A 24,050-nucleotide genomic window follows, 5' to 3' on the forward strand; every position below is an offset into this window, starting at 1 on the left:
TAACTAGGCAAATAGAAGGGGGCGCAAACTTGAACATGAAATCAAAATGGATCGTGACCAATATTTCAATTGTATTGGCCCTCTCTCTATACACCACTACATCAAACGCAACCACATTAAGTGAGCTTGAAAAAAAGCAGCAAGAAACAGAACAAAAGAAAAGTGAATTGCATTCTGGTATAGAAGAAAAAACAAATGCCATCAGTACAAACCAAACAAAGTTATTTGAAATTATGGAGAAAATAACAGAATTAACGAATAAAATTAACGAAATGGAATATTATATCGTAGAAGTTCAAGAGGAAATTAATCAACGGAAAATTGAAATTGATGAGTTGCAAAATTCAATTGAAGCATTTGAAAACAAAATAGCAGAGCGCACAGAATTGTTAAAAGAACGTGTTCGTGCTATACAAATGAGTGGAGGATCAATCGATTATATCGATGTTCTGCTAAGTGCTAATAGTTTTGTTGATTTTATCGACCGGTTCTCGGCTGTAAACACATTAATAGAAGCAGACCGTGAAATCATGTTACAGCAAGTTGAAGACACTAAACTATTAGCTAAACAAAAAGCAATTGTGGAAACCAAACTTGAAGAACAAAAAGAGCGTCAATCCGCACTTCAAGAACTAAACAATTCAATAGCAGCTCAAAAGAAAGAACATGCTGAATATGTTGTGAAACTAACAGCAGAACAACAGCGATTAGCAAAAGCAAAATCCGAATTGGAAAATCGATTTGAAGAAGAATTGGAACTGAGCGAGAAACTAGAAAAGCAAATCAGTGCAGAACAAGCTCGCCTTGCTGAATTGGCAAGAAAAGCGGAAGAAGAACGTAAGCGAAAAGCCGCAGAAGAAGAGCGGTTACGACAAGCTTCAAGCAATCAATCATCTGTGAATATTACGCAAAAAATCGCAAACTCTCCTTTTATTAGACCTGCAGCGGGCAGATACACTTCTGGATTTGGTGGTCGGGACATAGGGGATGGAGCGGAAACACATTTAGGTTATGATATCGCGAATGCAACTGGGACATCAGTTGTCGCAGCCGCAGATGGATATGTATCTTTTGCAGGAGTCATGGGTGGATATGGCAACGTTGTGATTCTTACACACTCTATCAACGGTCAAACGCACGCGACAGTATACGCGCACTTAAATTCAATAAATGTATCTGTCAGTCAATTTGTATCACAAGGTGAGCAAGTTGGCGGCATGGGGAACACGGGGCGTTCGACTGGAACTCATGTACATTTCGAAGTGCACGTAGGTCCTTGGAATGGATCAAGATCAAACGCTGTAGATCCAGCTCAATATATATGGTAAACGTTTTAAACAATCGTCCCTGTTTACAAGTGACGATTGTTTTTTTATCTTCTAAAAATATTTTTGTAAAGTAGGTCAAAATGTGGCAAATAAAAACGAAATAACAAATACACCCAATAAAAGCAAAAAGAAAAAATCGAAATCAACAGGATTCTTCTATCTATTAGTCATCTTCATAGCCAGTTTATTACTTGTTGCTTTAGCATTTGTTTACAAAGGTTTAAAAGAAGATGCGACAAGTAGTTCTCAAACTAATGATCCAAGCTCGTCAGAATCGGCTGATGCAAGCAAGTTTTCATTTTACTTTAACCTACTCAATCCGTTTGGCGAAAAACCGGACGCTTCTGAGCCTAAGGTGGAGGCCAGTTTAAAAACCGGGCAGCAAGCAAGTGATGAATTTCTTCCGCCCATGAAAACTTTTATAGATGAAAAGGAATTATCTTCAAGCTTTAATGAAGCTTTGTTTGATGATATAAGTTCTAGAACAAATATCGACACGGGACATTCAACCTTAGACAAAGACGTCATCTATATATATCAGAGTCATAGTAGAGAAGCATTTTTACCATATTTAAAAAACGTAAATGAACCCGAAGAAGCTTTTCATTCAAAAGCAAATGTAACATTAGTGGGAAAAATGCTAGGAAAAGCACTAGAACGAAGAGGAATAGGATCAACAGTTAATTCTACAGACAATATTCAAGAACTAAATTCAAGAGGTATGAACTACGGAAGCTCTTATTTAGTGGCGGGGGAACAAGTAAAAGCAGCAATCCAAGACAATCCAGATTTAGAAGTTTTTATCGATATTCACCGAGATTCCTTGCGTAAAGATTCTACAACGGTCAACGTAAACGGAAATGATTATGCACGGATATTGTTTATAGTAGGAACAGGTCACAAAGAATTTAAAAAAAATTTAGCTTTTGCAAAAGAGTTGCAATTGCAACTTGATACAAAATATCCAAATTTATCAAAGGGAATATTAGAAAAAGATAAGAGCCAAGGTAACGGCGTATACAATCAGAACTTAGCTGCCAACGCAATTATTGTTGAAATAGGTGGTGTTGATAATACCGTAGATGAACTTTACTTGTCTGTCGAGGCATTGGCGGATGTATTGAGCGATAATTATTGGCATGAATAATTAACTGTAGGAAGGCTCAGTAGTTCTAAATCCTTCCTCACCAAGTATATAAGGTAATAAAATGTTAAATATATGAAATAATCCTCATTTTGAAAATTTCTTTCAATAAATTACAGAAAAATATAAATATTTATAGATTTAGGTATATATTCCCTGTATAATGTAGAAAGATAATAGTAAAGGCTCATTTTATGTTAGCGTACGATTATTTCGTAGGGCAAGGGTGTTGTATAAACTGTATTTTACATAAGTCACATACAAACCTTTACAATTAATGAGCTTCTTTATTATCTAAACTAAAAGTGAAAGGGTGGTTATTATGAAGAAAAAGTTTTTATCGATTTCGTTAATGCTTGTCCTATTAACTGGCGTAGCAAGTCCTACTTTGGCAGCTAGCGACAAAGATGTAGAAGAAGCAATAAAAATGATCGAAAAAACAAATGTTGAGATTGATGAAAAAATCGAAAAAGCCGTCATAAAAGCAGATGAATTGCAAGAAGATTACCTGCTAGACATTCGCAAAATTGAAGAGGGCGGTAAGGTTCTCGATGTTAAGATTGAAAAGAATGAAATGCTTGTTGAGTTAGAAATGTCTAGACATGATTTGAAAAAGCAAGTGAAACTAAAAGAAAAGTTAGATAAACTGGAAGAAAAAATGGCAGAAGAGCAAGCAAAAATCGATAAAGAATTAGCAGAAATCAATTCGAAAATTACAGAACTAACACAAAGAATTGTAACTGCTGAGGATAAAGACACGAAGAAATTAGAAAAGAAATTAAATAAACTAACAGAAAAACTAAACACTAAATCAGTTAAGTTTGATGAAAAAACAACAAAATACACGTCTGAGTTAAATAAAGTGATTACAGATATTTACGATGTAACACTTAAAATGTCTGCAGATACAATCGCAAAAGCTGCTGAAAAAGGCATTGAAGCAGAATGCAGTTGGAAGCTTGTTCGTTTTGCGGACCAATGGGTATGGATAGATCCAATTCGTGTAGTTGGAAGAAGATAATTTTTACAATTCAGTATTCGTTTGTAGTACAATAAAGACGAGTTCATGATGAACTCGTCTTTATTCGTGTTGAGGTGGGATGATATGGACGGTTTTAAGGTTGGTAAAAAAGGTGAATTTCTTGAAACGGTTGATTTTGAAGACAATACTTCCTTAAGCCTTATTACCAAGGGAGATGGTGTAGAAATTTTACATCAATCTATTGAAGAAGGAATGTTATTTTATGTTTACCCAAGCGAAAATCCCAATGCTGTAGAATTTTATTTTGTGTTGTCAGGAGAAATTTTTTATGATCTTGGTAACCAGAGAGAGAGATTAGGTCCTGAAGATTATTTTACAACACGTGGTCTTAAAGAGCCTATTTATTTCACAGCCTTATCGAAAGTAACTTTACTGTGTGTTTTCACCGAGCAAACATTTTTCCACATTAGTAAAGAAATTTCGAAGTTAATGGATATTATGAAGCAGGTTGAAGACAAAGATAGATATACGCATAAACATAGTCATCGTGTCGCTACATATTCTGTACGTATTGCTCAAAAGTTAGAGCTAAACAAAGAACAACTTGAAAATTTGACAGTCGCTGCTTTTTTACACGATATCGGGAAAATACATGTTCCTTCTGAAGTGTTAAACAAACCAGGACGATTGACTACTGAAGAATTTGATCTTATTAAAAAGCATCCTTTTGATGGGGCTGAAATGGTTCGGAATTCTTATTACTACGAGCTCGCGCCGATTATTGAACAACATCACGAACGACTGGATGGCAGTGGATATCCTAATGGTCTAAGCGGAGATGAAATCCTCTTAGAATCTCGAATTATTGCAGTGAGTGATACGTTTGATGCGATGACTGAGGACCGGGTTTATCGAAAAGCATTAGAAGATCATGTCGCGATTGCTGAACTAAAGAAATTTGCAGGGAAGCATTTTGACGAAGATGTAGTTGCGGCTTTTGAGCAAATTTTAATAGAAGAAGGAAAGATTATTCATACACACGAATAATAGACAAAGCCAACGAGAAATTCTCAGTTGACTTTGTCTTTTTTTATACGATTTCCAACCAGGATGTTAAACTTTATTTGTTTTAGCTAATATGATTTCGCGTATATATTTCATTGACTGGACATGCGCTTCTTCGGCAGTATAACGATTTCGATTGTTCAAGACATTTGTAAACATACCTTGCCAAATTAAGTTTGTAAGTTCATTAAGTTCTTCTGCTTCATCCTCATCTACCACTCCTGCTTTAATCATATAGCTAATGGCAAAACGTCCGCGATCATCGATATTTCTTTTCATTAAAGCGGGTTTCAACTCGTCTGAAACATCCAGTAAATCTGCGGGATAAAGTTCATAATAATGCGCTAATAGACTTTCGGGGTGTTCACCGAGGTCCATTAAATAAGCAGAATGGAACACGTCCGGATTTTTAAATGAATGTTCACTAAAAACTTCCCAAGCGACCAAGTATTTTTCGATTGGATCGCTGGTTTTTTTTATTTCTTCAGTTACAACTTTAAAATAAGGCTTTAAAAATTTTAAAGACGCAAAAAACAGTAGGTGCGATAACTCCCCAAAATAATTATAAATAGTTGCGCTATTGTAACCGGCTTTATCAGCTACTTTCCGTATGGTTACTTGTTTAAATCCTTCGGTATGAATTAACTCTTCAGTCGCATCGATAAAATATGTCCACATTCGCCTTTTTTTTAATTCTTTATTGTTCATGGCAATTCACTTCCTTAAAATTATTTATTTTTAAAATATATTGATTATTCATTTAAATACATGATAACATGAAAAATATTAAAAGTAATCATGATTACTAATTAAACATGATTATTTTATCTTTATAAAGGGGGAAGGTAAATGAACAAAGTTAAAATTGATCCATTGGTTTTTTGGTCTTCGTTAATAGTAATTGTGGCAGCAACTTTATCGCTAGTTATTTTTAGAGGATCTGCAGAACCGGTAATGAACAAAATGATGACAAGTATTACATACAATCTGGATTGGGCATTTCAATTTCTTACCTTTGGAATATTTATATTACTGGTATGGTTAGTTTTTAGTCGCTATGGAAAAGTGCGTCTCGGCGAAGAAGCACCTGAATTTTCAACATTCAGTTGGGGAGCTATGCTGTTTTGTGCTGGAATGGGCACAAGTATCATGTTTTGGTCGATGATGGAACCACTTTACTACTATATGGGACCACCGTTCGGTATTGAACCTAATAGCAATGAGTCAGCCGAATGGGCAGTCGCATACGGCATGTTCCATTGGGGAATTTCTGCATGGGCATTGTACGCATTGCCTACCGTCACAATTGCTTATTCGTTTTTTGTAAAGAAAAACCGTTCGCTAAAAATTAGTACAGCATGTCGAGGCGTTTTAGGTAAACATGCTGACGGACCAATTGGGAAAATTATCGATATTATGGTTATTTGGAGCTTGGTTGGTGGACTTGGAACATCTCTTGGTCTTGGTGTACCTATGGTTTCTGCCGTTATTGGTGAAATTTTTGGTGTTCAACAATCTCTACAATTAAGTATAATTATCATCTTGATTTGGACCGTTATTTACGGAGCTAGTGCATATATGGGTTTATATAAAGGTATTCGTAAATTAAGCGATTTGAATGTTTATTTAGCACTAGGCTTAGCATTATTCGTTTTAGTCACAGGTCCTACTTTGTTCATTTTATCGAACTTCTCAAATAGTTTCGGGTTAATGTTACAAAATTTCGCATTAATGAGTTTTTCAACAGATCCTGTTGAAAAAGGAGGATTTCCACAAGCTTGGACTGTATTTTATTGGGCTTGGTTTGCAGCGACAGCACCATTTATTGGCCTGTTTGTAGCGAGAATTTCTCGAGGTCGCACAATACGTGAATTGATCATTCATATATTACTATGGGGATCACTGGGTAGCTGGATTTATTTCGGTATATTTGGCGGCTATACTATGAATTTGCAGTTAACAGGTGCATTGAATGTGGTCGATATGCTTAATAATAGCGGAGGACCAGCAACCATTGTTGAAATTTTACGAACAATTCCACTCGACTTTTTAGTATTGCCATTCTTCGCTATATTAGCGTTTATCTTTTTGGCAACGTCGCTTGATTCAGCTACGTATATTCTTTCCGCAATTGCGACAAAAGAGTTGATTGGTGACCAAGAGCCCGCACGTTGGCATCGTATGTTATGGGGGGCTGTTCTCGCAGTTCTTGCGGTGTCGTTATTGATGATTGGCGGACTAAAGGTCATTCAGACTTCGTCCGTAATTGTTTCGGTACCAGTCATTATTCTTTATTTACTATTAACATCTTCTCTACTGAAATGGTTAAAGCAAGATTTTCCAGATCAACTAGGGGAGAAGGTTCTTGCAACAAAGGAAAATTTCGTAGAAGAAAAAGAGATCTATAAAATTGGATTAAAAAATGCTAAAGAGGTGGAAGAGTAATGGTTTTTAATGTTCGAGAAAGCACACGTAGTATTAAGCGTGAGTTTCCACATGAAGTGGAAGTAACCGAACATGTGTGGATCCCGATGTCTGACGGCACAAGATTGTCTGCCAAGTTGTGGATACCCAAAAGTGCGTATGCGAGTCCTGTACCGGTTATTTTAGAATATCTTCCGTATCGAAAAAATGAATTTACTGCACTTCGTGATTCAATCCGTCATCCTTATTTCGCAGGACATGGCTATGCCAGCATTCGCGTAGATATTCGAGGTTGTGGTGATTCAGAGGGCATCATTTACGATGAATACGAAAAACAAGAACAAGATGACGCTTTAGAGGTTTTAAACTGGATCACTAAACAAGGCTGGTCAACGGGATCGGTTGGCATGATTGGAAAATCGTGGGGAGGTTTTAATGGTCTTCAAGTCGCAGCACTTAATCATCCCGCATTAAAAACCATCATTACGTTATGTTCAACAGATGATCGTTATGCGGATGACGTACATTATAAAGGTGGTGCTTTACTTGCTTCTGATATGCTTTGGTGGGCTTCGACAATGCTTGTATATAACGCTCGACCACAAGATCCATCAAATGTAGGGGAGTCATGGCGTGAAAACTGGTTAGAACGCTTAGAAAAAATACCACCATTTGTGGAAGAATGGATGCGCCATCAGCGAAGAGATGATTACTGGAAGCACGGTTCAGTTTGCGAGAATTATGATGACATCAAAATTCCTGTTTATGCAGTCGGTGGTTGGGCAGACGGTTATACAAACGCAGTATTTCGTTTGATCCAAAATTTAAAAGGGCCGAAAAAAGGATTAATTGGACCTTGGGCACATGAATATCCAGAAGTGGCGGTGCCTGGTCCTCAAATTGGATTTTTACAAGAATGTCTTCGTTGGTGGGATCAATGGTTAAAAGAAGAAGATACAGGCATTATGGATGAACCGGTGTTGCGTATGTGGCTTCAAGATGCAGTACCACCCAAAACCGATTACCATGTCCGACCTGGCGAATGGGTGCTTGAGAATAGTTGGCCAACACCTAATTCTGAAGAGAAAAGTTTTTTCCTTGGAAATCATCAACTGACTGAAAGTCCAGAAAGCAGTTCAGAAATGTTGAAGACACATCAACAGCATGGTTTATATGCAGGTGTTTATTGTCCGTTCGGTCAAGAAGGCGATATGGCATCAGATCAGGCAATTGAAAACGGTCTGTCAAATACATTTACAAGTACACCTCTAAAAAAAGAATTAAGCATTCTTGGTTTTCCAAAGCTCAAAGTAAAACTAATTAGTGATCATAAACGGGCTAATCTTGCTGTTAGGTTGAGTGATTTATCACCAACAGGAACTTCAAAACTAATTTCCTGGGGACAATTAAACTTGACTCATCGAAATAGCCACGAGTTACCAGAAGATGTACCAATCGACCAGGAATTTACGGCTATAGTGGAACTAGATGCCATAGGCTATAAAGTTCCAAAAGGACATAGTCTTCAGTTATCTATTTCACCAACGTACTGGCCACATATGTGGCCGACTGCAGAAAAAGCAGAACTGTTTATTATAAAAGATCAAGACACACAGTTAGTCATCCCTTCTTACAAGAACACTACAAATGAAGAAGACATCATTCCATTTGAAGAGCCGGAAACAGCTGCTGTCATGGAGCGTGAAGTGCTTCGTGAAGCTGGACGAACGCGTGAAATCACTCATAATACAGTTACCAATGAATGGGTATTAAATGATTTTTCAGATGAAGGATGTCGACGTTTACCAGCTAATGGGTTGGAATACGGAAGTACAAACAAAAATATCTATCGAATAAAAGAAGGGGATCCTTTGTCCGCTTCCGTTCAATGTGATTGGACGTTAACTGTCGGTCGCAAAGAATGGCAAACAAGTTTAGAATCTGTCTCAACAATGACGGCTGATGAAAAAAAATTCTATATTACGAGTCATCTTAAAGCTTTCGAAGGAGATAACGTACTTTACGATACATGCAGGACTTTTGAAGTCGATCGTGATTTTAATTAATCGACTATCTGAATAGCGGGCGGGGACTCTGTGAATTCAATCTTAATGCTTATTGTTCTAATTAACGTTGCTTATATGACCCTGTTTACTTTGCGCATGATTTTAGTTATTAAAGGTTACCGAAAAGTAGCTGCATTTTTATCCATGGTAGAAGTGTTTATATACTTAATGGGGTTAACTATCGTTCTGGATAATCTAAGTAACCCTGTCAATCTTGCAGCATATTGTATCGGATGGGGAATAGGTGTATATCTCGGAGGAATTATTGAAAATCGACTAGCACTTGGTTATATCGTGTTTGATATTATTGTTGATGCATTAGAAATTGATTTAGCGAGGCATCTAAGAGGTAAGGGTTACGGTGTTACATCATGGACTGCAGAAGGAAAAGATGGAGAACGATTGTGTTTAAAAGTTTTAGCAAAACGGAAAAATGAAAGCAAGCTCCGAAGTTTTGTGACCCAGTTGTCTCCAAAAGCATTTATCATTTCCTATGAACCTAATCGCTATAATGGTGGTTTTCTTATGGGGAGTTTTGAATCCATTATTCAGATCAACAATAAAATATAAATGATACTAAATAACTTACAAAAGACTTCTTGTGCATTCACAAGAAGTCTTTTGTATGAACAAAGGTTGGTTATTCGTAAAGATCTTTATACTTTTTCATAAATTTACGGTCAATATACTGTTTAATCTTCCACGGGATTTTCCCGTGGAAAAGTTGACTCCCATAAGAAAGAAAAGCTTCACCATCGCCCGTAGACAAAATCGATATATACCTTTTTTGAGGAGTGAACCGCACTAACTGGCCTTTCGTTAAACTCTTCTTAATGTTTTCCCAAAGAATTGGGCCCTGACGAACCGCATAGACGCCATTTTTAGCAAGTGCAGGATACTGATCAATGGTGACACAATCTCCTGCTCCAAAAATTTCAGGATGCTGATTGTTTTGCAACATTTCATTCACGAGTAAATAGCCATCTTCGTCCGTAGTCAATCCGGAAGATTGGAATAAATCAAAACTTTTCGGGCCAGTTAACCACAAAACTGCTGATTGCGGGTGGTTGTCGCCTGCACTCGTTGTTACGCTGTTTTCATCAACAGACTCAATCCCCGTACCCGAATAAAACGGCAATCTTTTTTGCGCAGCAATCGATTCGATTTTTTTAGAAGCTGCAGTTCCTTGACTCATCAATAACGCTGTCGAACTAAACAACGCTATATTGGCAGACAACTGATGTTGTTTTCGCCAAGATAGGATTGAAAATGCTAGTTCTACCCCTGATGCGCCGCCTCCCACAACTATCGGATGAGAAGATTCCCGCATCTTTACTAATTGCTCGGGAAAGCGATAGTTTGGTTTGATCGATAAAGCATAGTTTTCAATCGCTTTTGGAATAGCAGTTTGTGAGCCAATATCAAATGATACAACATCATATGTATAAACTGCTCCGTTTGATCCCATCATTTCTTGTGCATTCGCATCGATAGCTGTAATTGCATCTTCATTAAATTCAACCCCTATGCTTTGACATAGTTTCTTTAAGTCAATTCGAATTTCGTCCAAGTTATATACGCCTTCTGTATAGCCTGAGAACATTCCCGAATAATACTGATAAGGGGACGGTGAGATTAATAAGATACGCCAGTCTTTTTGAGAATCCTTCTTTAATTGTTCTAGACAATGCAAATGAGCATGTCCGCCTCCTACTAATACAAGTGTCTTCATCCCTCACTACTCCTATCTAATACAAAATTCGTTTTGCTTCAGCCATGCGTTGGTAAATGGTGAAAAGTTGAATCGCGATAAAAATCAGTGTAATGACTGTTAAATATGTTGAAAACACAATCATTAGGGTAAACAATAGAAAGCCTTCTGTTCTTTCTGCTAGCCCTGCTTGATAGTAGAAAGATTTAACGCCTTTTTTGTCAGACAAAGCTCCGACAGTTAGAAAAACAGTCATACCAATGATTATAGAAGTGCTTAACAGCAATAACGCCCACATGGCGTCTGGAAAACGAAAAGCCAGCCCTAAAATCACGCTGATTTCTACCATTCGATCAAAGCTAATATCGAGTAGCGTTCCCCAAGAAGAAGGTTTGGTTTTGCGGGCCATGGTCCCATCCACTACATCCAAATATCCTGAGAACCACAGTACAACGATTGCCCAAAAAGGTTGGTCGAGGTAAATAAAGACCCCGGATGAAAGACCGATCGCAAATGCAATTTTGGTTACGCCATTTGCAGTGAAGCCTTCTTTCAGTAAGAAGTCAGCTGTTTTGTCAACGACCGGTTGAATATGTTTTCGTCCATATGTATCGAGCATCAGGTTCACCTTTTCGTTTTTAGAATACTTTAAGTATAAAGGATGTTCCCAATTGTAACCCGTAATCTCACTCGATTCAAAATAACTAGAGGTAGATGAGGGTGATTAAGAGAAAGTGAGTCTTCTTTATTGCTAAAATGGATGTAATGTAAAAAGAGAAAGGAAATGATATAGATGGTTAAAAAATACGATGTTGCCATAATCGGAGCTGGAGCAGCCGGATTAACAGCTGCATTTACAGCGGCTGGATTTTCTAAAAGCGTGGTTCTGATTGATAAAAATTTACCGGGCGGAGAATGTACGTGGTCTGGTTGTATTCCGAGCAAGTCACTTATCAATATTGCAAAAGAAGTACATCATGCAAAAAAATATACGCCTGATTTACAAGTGGATACTTCAGTTGTATTAGAAGACATTCAAGATGTTATTCAAAAAGTATATGCAGGCGAATCCCCAGAAGTCTTAAAGGAAGCTGGCATTGATTTTATTAATAGCTATGCAAAATTTATCGAACCGCATGCACTAGAAGTAGATAATGAGCGCATTGAAGCAAAAAAAATCATTCTTTCGACAGGGTCTTCTCCAATGGTTCCGCCAATTGAAGGGTTAAACCAAGTTAGTTATTTAACGAATGAAACCATTTTCACTCAAAAAACGTTTCCAAAAACAATGACCATTCTCGGTGGTGGAGCGATTGGCGTGGAGTTAAGCCAAGCGTTAAATCGACTTGGCGTTAACGTAACACTTGTTGAGAAATTTGAGCGGATTTTACCTAAAGACGAAGAAGAACTGGTGTTGATGATTCAACAACGTTTGATCGATGAAGGGGTAACGATTCATACAGGCGCAACTGCCGTTCGTGCTGAGCAAACTGAAGAAATCATTGATTTGATTATTGAAAAAGACGGCAAGGAAATGACGGTTAGCGGAGAAGGGCTGTTAGTAGCGCTTGGACGTCAAGCAAATGTAAACGGTTTTGGGTTGGAAACAGCTGGTGTTGAATTCGATTCGAAAAGCATTCAAGTTGATGAACATTTAGAAACAACCGCAAAAGGAATTTATGCAATTGGTGATGTCGTTGGGCCTTATCAATTGTCGCATATGGCTAATGCACAAGGAATTTTAGCGACACAAAACGCCATTTTGCCCATCAATCGAAAAATGGACTACGAGCATGTGACGTGGTGTACATATACAGATCCTGAGCTCGGCAGATCCGGATTATCCGAAGAAGAAGCCCGCGGAAAATACGGCGACTCGATTCGAGTATACGAGCACGAATACGCTGACTTAGACCGTGCCAATACGAAAAAAGACAGCATTGGGAAAGTGAAACTTATTTTAGATAAAAAAGGTTATATTCTAGGTGCGAGTATTCTTGGGGACCGAGCAGGTGAAATCATTAGCCAAATTCAAACCATCAAAACCTTGAAAGTTAATATGGGGAAACTATCTGGCGTGATTCATCCGTACCCTACGTATAGTGAAGTGTTGGTGAAAATCGGCAAAAAGGTTTTCGTCGACAATTTATTAAACCAACCGGTTGTCAAAACGTTCAATAAAGCAAAAGCAGGAGAACTGCCGGCAAAAAAAATTGGTATATACGGAGCCGCGACGGCAACTGGACTTAGCATTGCAAACTTAGTCGTTCACAACAACATTAAACCTAAACTTGGTGTTAAAAATGGCCGTTTAAAAGAAATGCCTACTACACCGAATGCAGTATCTTCTCAAACCACGAAACCAGATATGTCTGTACCGGCATGGCCTTATAACGGCAGCAAACATGTCGCCAAACAAAGTTTACTTGAGATGCTCGAGAATTATGATGGCATCAAAATTCAGCAAAATGAGGAAAATTACGTACGTGCAGTGGCGATCTCCAAACCATTAAGGTTTAAAGATGACATTGAATTTTATTTTAACGATGCCACAGAGCGCATTGAATTTCGTTCAGCATCGCGTGCAGGACATTCAGACTGGGGCGTCAACCGCAAACGTTATGACGAAATGAGAAGTCGTTATTTTAGCATTTTGGCGCACAAACAAAATTCATGAAAAAGAGCAAAGGTTTTCAAATTGCCAAATGGGTAGCAATTGCCGCGTTAATCGGCATTGCCATTTGGCTCAGCCGCTCTGTTTTTCAAGTAGATGCCAATGATCTTCGTAATTGGATTTTGTCATTCGGTATTTGGTCACCCATTTTTTATATCTTAATTTACACTGTTCGACCGCTCATTTTTTTTCCAGCATCAGTTTTATCGATTGCCGGCGGTCTAGCATTTGGGGCTTGGCTGGGTACACTTTATACCATAATTGGAGCAACACTTGGGGCAATGTTGTCATTTTATGTCGCCAAAACGCTAGGGAAAAGTTTTGTACGCAAAGCTTGGACCGGTAATGTCGGGAAAATTCAATCTCAAATGGAACAAAATGGCTTTTTCTACGTCTTGCTGTTTCGTTTTATTCCCGTTATTAATTTTGATTTGATTAGTTATGTCGCGGCTTTTGCGAAAGTGCGCTTTTCGTCTTTTGCATTAGCTACATTTATCGGAATAATCCCGGGTACGTTTGCTTATAATTTTTTGGGCAGTAGTTTTGTTAGTGGAAATCCGAAAATCATCATTCTTGCTGTCGTTGTTTTCGTTATACTAACAGTAGTACCCATTGCTTTACGCAATCGGTGGAACAAAAAACAAACACTCAATAAATAACAGCTACTTTATCAACGGATTTAGGAAGTGTAAAAAATGAAGAACTCCGTATTTTTAGCATCAGCCTTTCTGACGCTGACGTTATCTGCATGTTCTCAAAACACGGATAATCAGACAGCTGAAGAAACAGAGCAGTTACTGACAAGTGATTGGCAAACAATCGCAGATTCAGCAACCGGGCAACAAGTGAATATGTATATGTGGGGCGGCAGCGACAACATTAATCGGTATATTGATGAGTGGGTAGCACCTCGTTTAAACCAAGAACACAATGTGGAATTAAACCGTGTCCCAATGAACGACTCACAAGACATTATCAATCAATTGGTGGATGAAAAGTTTGCGGGCAAGTCGAGTGGCAGCATGGACATCATTTGGATCAACGGTGAAAATTTCAAAGCTGCTAAAGACAATGAATTGTTGTGGGGGAGTTTTAGTGGGCAATTGCCGAATTTTAACGACTTTATCGACAAAGATGCGCCTGAAATTGCGTATGATTTTGGTGAACCTGTAGACGGTCTCGAAGCGCCGTGGGGCAAAGCCCAATTTGTCTTTGTGCACGATGAAAGCAAATCGCCCACTCCGCCAAAATCTATGGATGAATTGGCAGAATGGGTTCAAGAAAACCCAGGACAGTTTACGTACCCTGCGTTACCTGACTTTACAGGCAGTGCGTTTGTTCGTCACGTGTTGTATGAAACAACAGGTGGCTACGAGCAGTATCAGCAACCTGCTGCGTCGATTCCAAATTTAGAAACACAACTCGAACCAATGTGGGATTATTTAAATCGCATCGAGCCATATTTATGGCGAGACGGAGAAACCTATCCCGAAAGTTTAGCGAAACAAGATCAATTGTATGCAAGTGGTGAAATTGGCATGACGATGAGTTACGATCCGGCACTTGCGGCGAGCGAAGTGTTGAAAGGGCGTTTTCCTGAGTCCACCCGCACATTTGTGTTGGATGGTGGCACGCTTTCCAATACCCACTTCTTGTCGATTCCATTCAACTCTTCTGCAAAAGCAGGAGCAATGGTTGCCATCAACGAAATGTTGTCGCCAGAAGCGCAAACGGCAAAACTGTCGCCTGAAAACTGGGGAGACTTGTCTGCACTGGACCTAACTTTATTGTCTCTTGAACAACAAGACGCCATGAATGCAGTCGACTTAGGTGCAGCCACGCTGTCGTTAACGGAATTAGAGGAGCACCGACTTCCAGAATTATCATCAGACTATATTGAAATTATCGAAAAAGGATGGTTACAACATGTGGCAAAAGAATAAACCGTATCTTTTGTTGCTTCCTGCCATCGGCACCCTGGTCCTCCTGTTTTTTGGAGGGCTTTTTGATGGATTTTTAAAAAGTCTTGGTTATTTTCCAGCACTTGGTCAAACTGATTTTATCGTTACAGCTTATCGCCAGCTATTTAGCTCATCTGAATTTTGGGCATCGTTTAACTTAACCCTTCGTGTGGCATTGTTGTCTTCGTTATTTGCGGCTGGGTTAGGTGCACTTTTAGCCATTTCCTTGTTTATGCTAAAAGAATCAACTAACGACAAAAGCTCGTCTATTTGGCATCGATTGTTTCAATTGCCCTTAACGATTCCGCATCTTGTAGGTGGCTATATTATCGTGTTGTTGTTTATGCAAAGTGGTTTTCTGTCTCGAATTGCGACCAATCTTGGCGTCATCGATACAATTGCGGAGTTTCCCGTTTTAGTAAATGATGCGTTTGGTTGGGGCATCATTTTGACTTATGCATGGAAAGAAGCACCTTTTATCTCATTAATGATTTATCCAGTATTGTCACGAATCCATCAGTCTTGGCGTGACGTATCCCGTATTTTTGGTGCCAATCGTTGGAATTATATCCGAGAAATTGTGATTCCTGTTATGATGCCTGCTTGGACGGTCGCGACATTTATCGTATTTGTCTTTACGTTTTCTGCGTTTGAAGTTCCGTTTTTACTTGGGGTTACGTATCCGAGTACACTGCCGGTTTATTCCTATCAGCTCTATACGAGTGGGACACTCGCAGACCGACCAGAAGCACTTGCCGTCAATATCATCTTGGCAAGTTTTACTGTGTTATTGGGAGTCGTGGTTTACGCAATTAATAAACGTTGGAACGCTGTAAAGGGGTGGGATTGATGAAAAACCCTCAAGTGATCATCAAAATCATTTTGTATGTATTGGTCTTCTTTTTGATGTTCTTCCCTTTTATCCCGCTCTTTTTATCCAGTTTGTCATTCGGTTGGCAATGGCCAAACATTTTACCGGATTCAATTAGTTTTCGAGCATGGGATTATGTGTTGTTTAGCAGTTCAGGCACTTGGCAAGCAGTAGGGGTTAGTTTACTCATTGCATTGATTGTCACAGTTGTAAATATTTTGCTCGCAGTACCTGCCGCTAATGCACTTGTGCGAAATTCGTTTCGCGGCAAATGGCTAATGGAAGCCATTATTTTTGCGCCCATCATTATTCCGCCTTTTGTTGCAGTAATGGGCATTCATTTGACGTTTTTGAAGCTTGGCTTAACAGAGACGATAGCGGGAGTCGTGTTAGCTCATATATCGCCTACTTTGCCTTATGTGGTGCGCGCCATTATGATTAGCTATCAAACCTTATCGATCGATTGGGAAGACCAAGCACGCATGCTTGGAGCGGGGCCAATTGCTCGATTTATATTTGTGGTGATGCCTCATTTACTACCCGGAATTGTAGCAGGAGCTAGTCTAAGTATTTTAATCTCATTAAGTCAGTACTTGATCACTTTTATCATTGGTTCAGGACAAGTAGTTACATTATCCATTTTATTATTCCCATTTATAAGCGGGGGTGACCCGGCAATCGCTTCTGCCTACTCATTGTTGTTTGCGGGGATGGCGATTTTAACGTTGATTGGACTGGATGTTCTTTTGAAAAAATACTATCAACAGAAAAAAGCCGTAACAAACTAGGCTAAAGGAGTGAGAAAATGAGCGATTTGCGAATAATCAATGTAGAAAAACAATACAAGCAACCCCAACAAAAAGACAACCCAGCCTTTTCGTTACAGCCTGTCAATTTGACGGTTCACGAAGGCGAGTTTTTCTCATTGCTTGGACCTTCTGGTTGCGGCAAAACCAGTTTGTTAAAACTTGTTGCGGGATTGCTTCCACCCGATCACGGAGAAATTTGGGTTGGTGATCAAAATTTAACCCGAGTTCCATCAGAAGCACGAAACTTTGCGATGGTTTTTCAACAATCACTTTTGTTTCCACATATGACGGTGGAAGACAATGTCGCTTTCGGGCTCAAAATGCAAAAAGTTGAAAAACAGCAACGTTTGAAAAAAGCGCGCGAGATGCTTGAACATGTGGGGTTGCAGGGCTATGGCAGCCGATTTCCCGGTGAACTGAGTGGAGGCCAACAACAACGTGTGGCTCTAGCCCGAGCGTTAGTAGCCAATCCGCGTGTGCTCTTGATGGATGAGCCATTCAGTGCGTTAGATCCGGGACTACGAGAAGAAATGCGTGACTTGCTTAGTCGGATTCAACTAGAGTTTCATGTCACCGTGTTGTTTGTTACACACGACCGAGAAGAAGCTTTTTCATTATCGGACCGAATCGCTGTGATGAGTCAAGGGGAGATATTGCAAGTGGGTACTGCCAAAGAATTATACGAACGCCCATTAACAACAAAAGTCGCTTTGTTTCTAGGAATGAAAAACATCATTAAAGGAAATGTTGAAGAGGGTTGTTTTCGTTCGATGGATGGCTGTTTTGAATTTTTAGTGGACGCAACGACTCCACATGCTCCAAGTTATGTAATCGTCCGACCTGAAGCTTTGCAACTGGTAACAGAAGCTTCCCCAATTGGTGAAGCCGCCATTCAATTGCATGGAACAGTGGAACAAATGAAATTTAATCATGGTTTCTATTCAGTCAAACTAAGTGTGGGTGATTCACCCTTAACATGTAGCCTTTCGAGTCAACAAGCAGAAGGGTTTTGTGTAGGTCAAACAATCGTGTTGCAAATAGACAAAAAAGATTTATGGTTCGTGAATGAATAATATTCAAATGGGAATAAATGATTTATAAGCATTATTCAATTCGATAAATTTAAAATGAATGAATATATTCATCCTGAATGAATAATGAATTACTTATTCAATTCAGTCGAATACAACAGGTTATAAAATTCTTTGCCAACCAAAATATATAGCTGGAATTTAGTCGTTTTTAAAACTTGCTATATAAAGTATAAGCTTTGACTTATATAATAATAATGGCATACACTTAATCTAAAGGAGTGGATCTTCTATGGAGACTTTATCTAAACAATCTGCAACTGACGTTACCGCTCTTCTGAAAGCCGTTAGCGATCCCACTCGTCTACTGATGATGAAATTGGTCGAGACGAATGAGTATTGCGTATGCCAATTTGTTGAAATGTTTGGGATGAGCCAACCAGCGATCAGTCAACATTTACGAAAGCTAAAACAAGCAGGGCTTTTAAAGGAAAATAGAAATGGGCAATGGCGGTTTTATTCGATGAATAAAGAATCCATCCACGCTACCTTGCTGTTGGATATTTTAAGCCACATTGAAGACTCCGATGCACAACTTCAAGCTCTGCGCGCGAAAGAAAAACCGGTAAATTGCTTTTAAAATTATAGTAGTACAAAGGAGAACTCATTATGACGAAAAAAATTATTTATTTCTTATGCACAGGAAACTCATGCCGCAGTCAAATGGCTGAAGGATGGGCAAAACAACATTTAGCAGCCGAATGGGATGTATACAGCGCTGGCATTGAAGCTCATGGATTAAATCCAAATGCGGTAAAAGCAATGAATGAAGTAGATATTGATATTTCAACTCAAACTTCAGACATTATTGATAACGACTTGCTTCACCGTGCAGATTTCATCGTAACGCTTTGCGGTGATGCTGCAGATAAATGCCCGGTAACTCCGGCACACATTCGTCGTGAGCATTGGGGCTTTGAAGATCCCGCAAAAGCACAAGGCACAGAAGAAGAAAAGTGGACGGTATTCCAAACAGTTCGCGATGCTATCGGAACGCGCATCGAATCGTTTGCGAAAACTGGCATCTAACTACATGATTAGCACGAAACCCACAAGCTTTTTAGCTTGTGGGTTTTCTTTTGTCTAAATTGTCAATCGATTCCAACAACTTCATTGACACAGTTGGGGGTGCTACTTATACTTGCTATATAACAGTTTCGCTATTTTTACACGAGAGGGGTCATTTTATGCTGGCAACATTAACACCACTTGATTGGAAACGCCGCGCGGTAAAATACTATCCGGAGAAAGTTGCGGTGATTGACGGAGACAAAAAGTTTACATACAAAGAGTTTGGCAAACGAGTAGATCAACTTACAATCGCTTTACATAATGCGGGTATTGGCAACAAAGACCATGTGGCGGTGATGTTGCCAAATAATCATGCGATGCTGGAGTGTTTTTATGGGATTATCCCGCTTGGCGCGGTGATTGTTCCGCTTAATTATCGCTTGTCTACAAAAGATTTAACGTATATTTTAGAACATAGCGACGCAAAAATATTAATAGTTGATGCGGAGTTCGGCAAAATGCTTGAAGATGTACAAGATGAACTCCCAATTGAAAAGTACATAATCGTGGCAGTAGATGGCTTTGAATCAACGATTAACGGAGAAGACTATGAAGCGTTTATCGAGAACGTAGCGGTTGATGCGAAAGTGCCTTACGTCGATTTGGATGAAAACCAAATGCTGTCGTTAAATTATACGAGCGGGACAACTTCTAGCCCCAAAGGAGTCATGCAAACGCATCGCACCAATTACTTGAATGCAGCCAACTTCTTGCATCATTTGGAGATTAAGTTCGATGACGTGTATTTGCATACCTTGCCAATGTTTCATACAAACGGATGGGGAGGCGTTTGGGCCATTACGGCAGCGGGAGCTACGCATGTTTGTTTACGTAAAGTAGACCCTCCGCTCATTTTGGAGTTATTTGAAAGTCATGGCATCACGTCACTTTGCGGTGCACCGACAGTTGTTAATATGCTTGTTAATGAACCTAAAGCAAAACAACTAGAATTGACTCAGACCATACGGATGGGAACTGCAGGTGCACCACCTGCTGCTGCTTTGATTGCGAAAGCACAAAGCATTCTTGGATTGAATATGATGCATGTGTACGGCTTGACTGAAACATCTCCGTTTATCTTGTACTGCGAATGGAAAAACGAATTTAATGATTTGGATTCTGACCAACAAGCATCTATAAAAGCACGCCAAGGCATAGAACTCGCTTTTAATGGCGAAACAAAAGTCGTTAACCAAGAAGACGGCGAAGAAGTGGCTTGGAACGGAAAAGAACTGGGGGAAATCGTCACGCGCGGCAACGTCGTGATGGCGGGTTATTACAAAGACCCTGAAAAAACAGCAGAGGCAATTCGTGATGGGTGGTTTTATACTGGGGATTTGGCGGTGACGCATCCGGATGGCTTTATCGAAATTCAAGATCGCATTAAAGACATGATCATTTCAGGCGGTGAAAATATTTCTTCTACCGAAATCGAAGGCGTTTTGTATAAGCATCCTGCCATTGCTGAAGTGGCTGTGATTGCTGTACCGGATGAAAAGTGGGGGGAAGTACCAAAAGCCATTATTGTGTTGCATCAAGGCGTGCAAGTAACCGAACAAGAAATTCTCGATTATACGCGCGAACACATGTCGCGCTTTAAAGTACCAAAATCCGTAGACTTTGTTGAATCATTGCCTAAAACGGCAACTGGGAAACTGCAGAAGTTCCAGCTGCGGGAAATGTATTGGGGACGAGGAAAAAAAGTAAATTAACGTTAAAAACCGTTTATTCATGAAGTTTCTCATGAATAAACGGTTTTTGTAATTCATCATGGTTATAAAACGACTACAAAGATTAACGTGAACACTAAACTAGTAACGGTTGATATCACCCAGTAGTTTTTGTCGCGAATGTTGAGCAAAAGAAATCCAACGATAAAATTGATGAGTAGCATAGCGATAAACACAAGAGCCAGGGTAAGTGGTATATAGAACATAGAGTGCTCCTCCAACCGTTAAGATTGATGTTTCTTTAACTCCGACTGTAAATACGATTCTGATTTTCCTTTTGGAATACTCAGTGTTTCCCAATTGTCATTTTTTATTTGCTTTCCAATATAAACAATCTGACCGACGTGGTAAGCGTAATGAGCCATTTGTCTTTCAATGGCTTCTAATACTGTGTGTTTTTCTCCACGAATGGTGATCCTTTTTAATAAGTCTTGGTTTTCTAAACTTCTCAATGTAGTAAACAATGTAGTCCAGCCTTTTTCCCAAACAATGATCAGTTCGTGTTTCGTTAAAATACCCTCTTCAAATTCCTGATCACGATTTCTAGTGGGTTTTTCTCCATCCGTCGTTAAAAAATCAGACCATCTAGATGCCATGTTTCCACTTACATGCGTGACGATAATTCCCACGCTATTAGAAGCCTCGTTTAATCTCCAGTGAACATCAGCCTCAGATAATTGATAGATGGTTCGATCTCCAAGATCCTTAACACTTTGAAACCGCTCTTGAATCACCTTCAAATATTCTGTTTCGAGTTCCATAATTACACACTCCTTCATTTTTATACATGCCGAATTGAGGTGTTTTAGTGTTCAGAATCTATGGCAGCATTTGTATTGTCTTCTATAGAAGCTAAATACCCATCACTGTCTAACTTCACTTCTAAATAGTAGTTCTTGTGTTGCTGATTTTGCACAATCACAAAGTAATTGCCTCTGCCAACATCCTATCTAGTTCCGCCGTGAGACAAGTTATTGCTTTCGTGATAGTTAGTTACGATAAAATCTTTTGCGTAATGAAAGGCGGCCATTTCGTTTGCTTTATGTTCGCTATATAAATAAACGGCACCAACGATTATTCCGATAGTCAAAAATGTAAAGGCATGTGACATTTACTGCTCTACTTAGAATAACTAGACTGACGGGTTTTTTTAACTCTATCATGAAATATTCCTTTTTTTTTACGCCTTCCCAAACTAAAGGACCCAATCCATGAAAGACTCATAATTCAATTATAACTATAAAAAACGACTGTCATTCCGATATTGACTTTTCTTTTCATATACTTATACTTGATTATGAGAATCATTTTCAATAAGATTGTTAAAAGAGACTCCGTGGAAAGAAATTAACGGAATCGAAGTATATAAAATAGCGTCATGTTGATGCTCATGAACGCAATAGTGAAAGGATGTAAATGATGAAAAATATCGAAAAATATAGAAATGCTTTTATGGATGCGTTGGAACTGGAAGAAGAGGATGTAAGTGAAGAGTTAGCATTAGGAGAAACAAGAGAATGGGATTCCCTTGGACATATGATTCTGATTTCTACGATGGAAGATGTTTTTGATGTGTCAATCGATGCTGAATGGATGACAGAATTTGATTCGTATAAGGCAGGAAAAGAACTCTTGAATCGTTTAGGAGTAGACTTTGTAAATGAATAGGTTCAAAAATCTTGAAGAGTTTGGCACCCGAACCGCTGTATATGCGGAAAGAGAATACTCTTACGCTGAAATGGTAGAGGTTGCTGACGAAATCTGCAGTCATGTAGGTGAAAGAACGCTGGTTTTTTGTTTGTCTTCAAATAACAAAGAGTCTTTATTTGGCTACGTGGGCTTTATGAGAGGGCATGTTGTCCCTGTCTTGTTAGATGCATCTATCCCGGTGGAGCGGTTGCAAAAACTAATCGAGCTTTATAAGCCTTCGTACATTTGGGCGAGTAGTGCTAATCAAGACCTCCAAAACACAATGGAACAATCTTTTGTGTTTGGAGATTACTCATTATTTAAATGTCCGACAGCAATTCAACATGATCTTGCTGAAGATCTTGCACTCCTTTTAACCACCTCAGGAAGTACTGGCAGCCCCAAATTTGTTCGCTTGAGTTATGAAAATATCTTCAAAAACGCTGAATCTATCGTGAAGTATCTTGATATTAAGGCAGATGATAAACCGATCACAACACTTCCTATGAATTACTCTTATGGGCTGTCGATCATCAACAGTCACTTCATTAGTGGAGCGACCATAATTGTCACGGATGCATCGATCATGAAAAAAGAGTTTTGGGACGTATGTAAAGAGCAGCGAGCGACAACTTTTGGAGGCGTTCCTTTTGTCTATGAGATGCTCGATCGGCTGAAGTTTGAAGAGATGGAACTTCCAAGTTTGAAAAAACTAACGCAAGCAGGCGGCAAATTAAACCCAGAGCTATCCGCTAAGTTTGCAAATATGTGTAGTCAAAAAGGGATTCAATTTTTGACTATGTACGGTCAAACAGAAGCAACGGCGCGGATGAGCTATTTACCGGCCGAAAAAAACCTTGATAAAGCTGGAAGCATTGGAATTGCCATTCCAGGTGGCGAACTGATGCTGCAAGATGACACTGGCAACAACATTACAGTGCCTCATGAAATTGGCGAATTGATATACAAAGGACCCAATGTTTCTTTAGGGTATGCGGAGTCGTTAGTCGATTTAACGAAAAAAGATGACAACAATGGATTGTTGCACACAGGTGATCTGGCTTACTTTGATGAGGACGGCTATTTCTACATCACTGGACGAATCAAAAGAATCATTAAAGTCGCTGGAAGCCGCATCAGCTTAGATGAAGTGGAAGAACTTTTAACTGAGCATGGTCATGATTGTGTGTGCGCGGGGACAGATGACCAAATGATCGTTTATACATTAAAAGAAGCTCAGCTTCAAATTAAAAAAATAATTAAGGAAAAATTAAACTTAAGGGGCGTTAAGGTTATCAGGATTGAGGAATTCCCACGCAACCCTTTTGGGAAGATCCTTTATTCCGAGTTACCTATAGATAGATAATTTACGATCACCTGAACTCGTTACAGGAGATGTGATAAAACTTTATCTACTGAAAGTTGAAATTGAGT

At 39.1% G+C, this 24,050-nt stretch carries 24 protein-coding genes; 18 read left to right on the forward strand and 6 right to left on the reverse strand.

Going from position 1 to position 24,050, the window contains the following annotated elements:
* Window positions 1–29 precede the first annotated feature (29 nt).
* The 4 genes from BCM40_RS08265 to BCM40_RS08280 all read left to right on the forward strand — a co-directional run bounded on the left by BCM40_RS08265 (window position 30) and on the right by BCM40_RS08280 (window position 4,501).
* Window positions 30–1,328, forward strand: a complete 1,299-nt coding sequence (locus tag BCM40_RS08265; RefSeq protein WP_083394496.1) for a murein hydrolase activator EnvC family protein — start codon at window positions 30–32, stop codon at window positions 1,326–1,328.
* 82 nt (window positions 1,329–1,410) lie between these two features.
* Window positions 1,411–2,475, forward strand: a complete 1,065-nt coding sequence (gene spoIIP / locus BCM40_RS08270) for a stage II sporulation protein P (RefSeq protein WP_065526345.1) — start codon at window positions 1,411–1,413, stop codon at window positions 2,473–2,475.
* Between the two features lie 319 nt (window positions 2,476–2,794).
* Window positions 2,795–3,493 (forward strand): lipocalin/fatty-acid binding family protein, encoded by a 699-nt coding sequence (locus BCM40_RS08275; protein ID WP_065526344.1) that lies wholly within the window; start codon window positions 2,795–2,797, stop codon window positions 3,491–3,493.
* An 84-nt stretch (window positions 3,494–3,577) separates the two neighbouring features.
* Window positions 3,578–4,501 carry an HD-GYP domain-containing protein gene (locus BCM40_RS08280; RefSeq protein ID WP_065526343.1) on the forward strand — a complete coding sequence of 308 codons (924 nt, stop codon included), beginning with the start codon at window positions 3,578–3,580 and terminating at the stop codon, window positions 4,499–4,501.
* Window positions 4,502–4,567: 66 nt separating this feature from the next.
* On the opposite strand, the gene BCM40_RS08285 is transcribed toward BCM40_RS08280, so the two are convergent.
* The gene (locus BCM40_RS08285) at window positions 4,568–5,227 is read right to left on the reverse strand and encodes a TetR/AcrR family transcriptional regulator (protein WP_065526342.1); all 660 of its coding nucleotides are present in this window, start codon (window positions 5,225–5,227) and stop codon (window positions 4,568–4,570) included.
* 141 nt (window positions 5,228–5,368) lie between these two features.
* Between BCM40_RS08285 and BCM40_RS08290 the strand changes: the two genes are divergently transcribed.
* The 3 genes from BCM40_RS08290 to BCM40_RS08300 are packed head-to-tail and all read left to right on the forward strand — an operon-like array spanning window position 5,369 to window position 9,579.
* Window positions 5,369–6,964, forward strand: a complete 1,596-nt coding sequence (locus BCM40_RS08290; RefSeq protein ID WP_065526341.1) for a BCCT family transporter — start codon at window positions 5,369–5,371, stop codon at window positions 6,962–6,964.
* On the forward strand, window positions 6,964–9,009 hold the full coding sequence (locus BCM40_RS08295; protein ID WP_065526340.1) for a CocE/NonD family hydrolase: 2,046 nt from the start codon (window positions 6,964–6,966) through the stop codon (window positions 9,007–9,009). Before BCM40_RS08290 ends, BCM40_RS08295 begins: the two co-directional genes overlap by 1 nt.
* 45 nt (window positions 9,010–9,054) lie before the next feature.
* Entirely contained in the window at window positions 9,055–9,579 is a 525-nt protein-coding gene (locus tag BCM40_RS08300) for a DUF2179 domain-containing protein (protein ID WP_065527709.1), read from the forward strand.
* Window positions 9,580–9,649: 70 nt separating this feature from the next.
* Here the strand turns inward: BCM40_RS08300 and BCM40_RS08305 are convergent, their stop codons facing one another.
* A complete protein-coding gene (locus BCM40_RS08305) occupies window positions 9,650–10,741 on the reverse strand; it encodes an FAD-dependent oxidoreductase (RefSeq protein WP_065526339.1) in 1,092 nt (363 codons plus the stop codon).
* A 16-nt stretch (window positions 10,742–10,757) separates the two neighbouring features.
* Window positions 10,758–11,339, reverse strand: a complete 582-nt coding sequence (locus BCM40_RS08310) for a CDP-alcohol phosphatidyltransferase family protein (RefSeq protein WP_065526338.1) — start codon at window positions 11,337–11,339, stop codon at window positions 10,758–10,760.
* 174 nt (window positions 11,340–11,513) lie between these two features.
* Between BCM40_RS08310 and BCM40_RS08315 the strand changes: the two genes are divergently transcribed.
* The 9 genes from BCM40_RS08315 (at window position 11,514) to BCM40_RS08355 (ending at window position 20,909) form a co-directional block, all read left to right on the forward strand.
* The gene (locus BCM40_RS08315) at window positions 11,514–13,397 is read left to right on the forward strand and encodes an FAD-dependent oxidoreductase (protein ID WP_065526337.1); all 1,884 of its coding nucleotides are present in this window, start codon (window positions 11,514–11,516) and stop codon (window positions 13,395–13,397) included.
* Window positions 13,394–14,053, forward strand: a complete 660-nt coding sequence (locus BCM40_RS08320) for a TVP38/TMEM64 family protein (protein WP_065526336.1) — start codon at window positions 13,394–13,396, stop codon at window positions 14,051–14,053. Before BCM40_RS08315 ends, BCM40_RS08320 begins: the two co-directional genes overlap by 4 nt.
* Window positions 14,054–14,089: 36 nt before the next feature.
* Window positions 14,090–15,337, forward strand: a complete 1,248-nt coding sequence (locus BCM40_RS08325; protein WP_065526335.1) for an ABC transporter substrate-binding protein — start codon at window positions 14,090–14,092, stop codon at window positions 15,335–15,337.
* Window positions 15,321–16,205 (forward strand): ABC transporter permease, encoded by an 885-nt coding sequence (locus BCM40_RS08330; protein WP_065526334.1) that lies wholly within the window; start codon window positions 15,321–15,323, stop codon window positions 16,203–16,205. Before BCM40_RS08325 ends, BCM40_RS08330 begins: the two co-directional genes overlap by 17 nt.
* The gene (locus BCM40_RS08335; RefSeq protein ID WP_065526333.1) at window positions 16,205–17,014 is read left to right on the forward strand and encodes an ABC transporter permease; all 810 of its coding nucleotides are present in this window, start codon (window positions 16,205–16,207) and stop codon (window positions 17,012–17,014) included. The genes BCM40_RS08330 and BCM40_RS08335 overlap by 1 nt, the downstream gene beginning before the upstream one ends.
* Window positions 17,015–17,031: 17 nt before the next feature.
* On the forward strand, window positions 17,032–18,108 hold the full coding sequence (locus BCM40_RS08340) for an ABC transporter ATP-binding protein (protein ID WP_065526332.1): 1,077 nt from the start codon (window positions 17,032–17,034) through the stop codon (window positions 18,106–18,108).
* A 250-nt stretch (window positions 18,109–18,358) separates the two neighbouring features.
* Window positions 18,359–18,706 (forward strand): ArsR/SmtB family transcription factor, encoded by a 348-nt coding sequence (locus BCM40_RS08345; RefSeq protein WP_065526331.1) that lies wholly within the window; start codon window positions 18,359–18,361, stop codon window positions 18,704–18,706.
* Window positions 18,707–18,735: 29 nt separating this feature from the next.
* Window positions 18,736–19,155, forward strand: a complete 420-nt coding sequence (gene arsC / locus BCM40_RS08350) for an arsenate reductase (thioredoxin) (protein ID WP_065526330.1) — start codon at window positions 18,736–18,738, stop codon at window positions 19,153–19,155.
* A 158-nt stretch (window positions 19,156–19,313) separates the two neighbouring features.
* Window positions 19,314–20,909, forward strand: coding sequence for a long-chain-fatty-acid--CoA ligase (locus tag BCM40_RS08355; RefSeq protein ID WP_065526329.1), 1,596 nt, complete (start codon window positions 19,314–19,316; stop codon window positions 20,907–20,909).
* A gap of 62 nt (window positions 20,910–20,971) precedes the next feature.
* Here BCM40_RS08355 and BCM40_RS16480 read toward each other — a convergent pair whose 3' ends face one another.
* From BCM40_RS16480 to BCM40_RS16395, 3 genes are all read right to left on the reverse strand, one after another.
* Window positions 20,972–21,133: a hypothetical protein gene (locus BCM40_RS16480; RefSeq protein WP_169818718.1), complete on the reverse strand. Its 162-nt coding sequence runs from the start codon at window positions 21,131–21,133 to the stop codon at window positions 20,972–20,974.
* Window positions 21,134–21,151: 18 nt separating this feature from the next.
* Window positions 21,152–21,688, reverse strand: coding sequence for a DUF1572 family protein (locus tag BCM40_RS08360; protein ID WP_065526328.1), 537 nt, complete (start codon window positions 21,686–21,688; stop codon window positions 21,152–21,154).
* A 185-nt stretch (window positions 21,689–21,873) separates the two neighbouring features.
* Window positions 21,874–22,038 carry a hypothetical protein gene (locus BCM40_RS16395; protein ID WP_156851279.1) on the reverse strand — a complete coding sequence of 55 codons (165 nt, stop codon included), beginning with the start codon at window positions 22,036–22,038 and terminating at the stop codon, window positions 21,874–21,876.
* Between the two features lie 308 nt (window positions 22,039–22,346).
* Between BCM40_RS16395 and BCM40_RS08365 the strand changes: the two genes are divergently transcribed.
* The gene (locus BCM40_RS08365; RefSeq protein ID WP_065526327.1) at window positions 22,347–22,595 is read left to right on the forward strand and encodes a hypothetical protein; all 249 of its coding nucleotides are present in this window, start codon (window positions 22,347–22,349) and stop codon (window positions 22,593–22,595) included.
* Window positions 22,588–23,982, forward strand: coding sequence for an AMP-binding protein (locus BCM40_RS08370; protein ID WP_065526326.1), 1,395 nt, complete (start codon window positions 22,588–22,590; stop codon window positions 23,980–23,982). The genes BCM40_RS08365 and BCM40_RS08370 overlap by 8 nt, the downstream gene beginning before the upstream one ends.
* Window positions 23,983–24,050: the final 68 nt, after the last annotated feature.

The sequence above is a fragment of the Planococcus donghaensis genome (assembly GCF_001687665.2).
In the GTDB taxonomy this organism is placed as follows: domain Bacteria; phylum Bacillota; class Bacilli; order Bacillales_A; family Planococcaceae; genus Planococcus; species Planococcus donghaensis.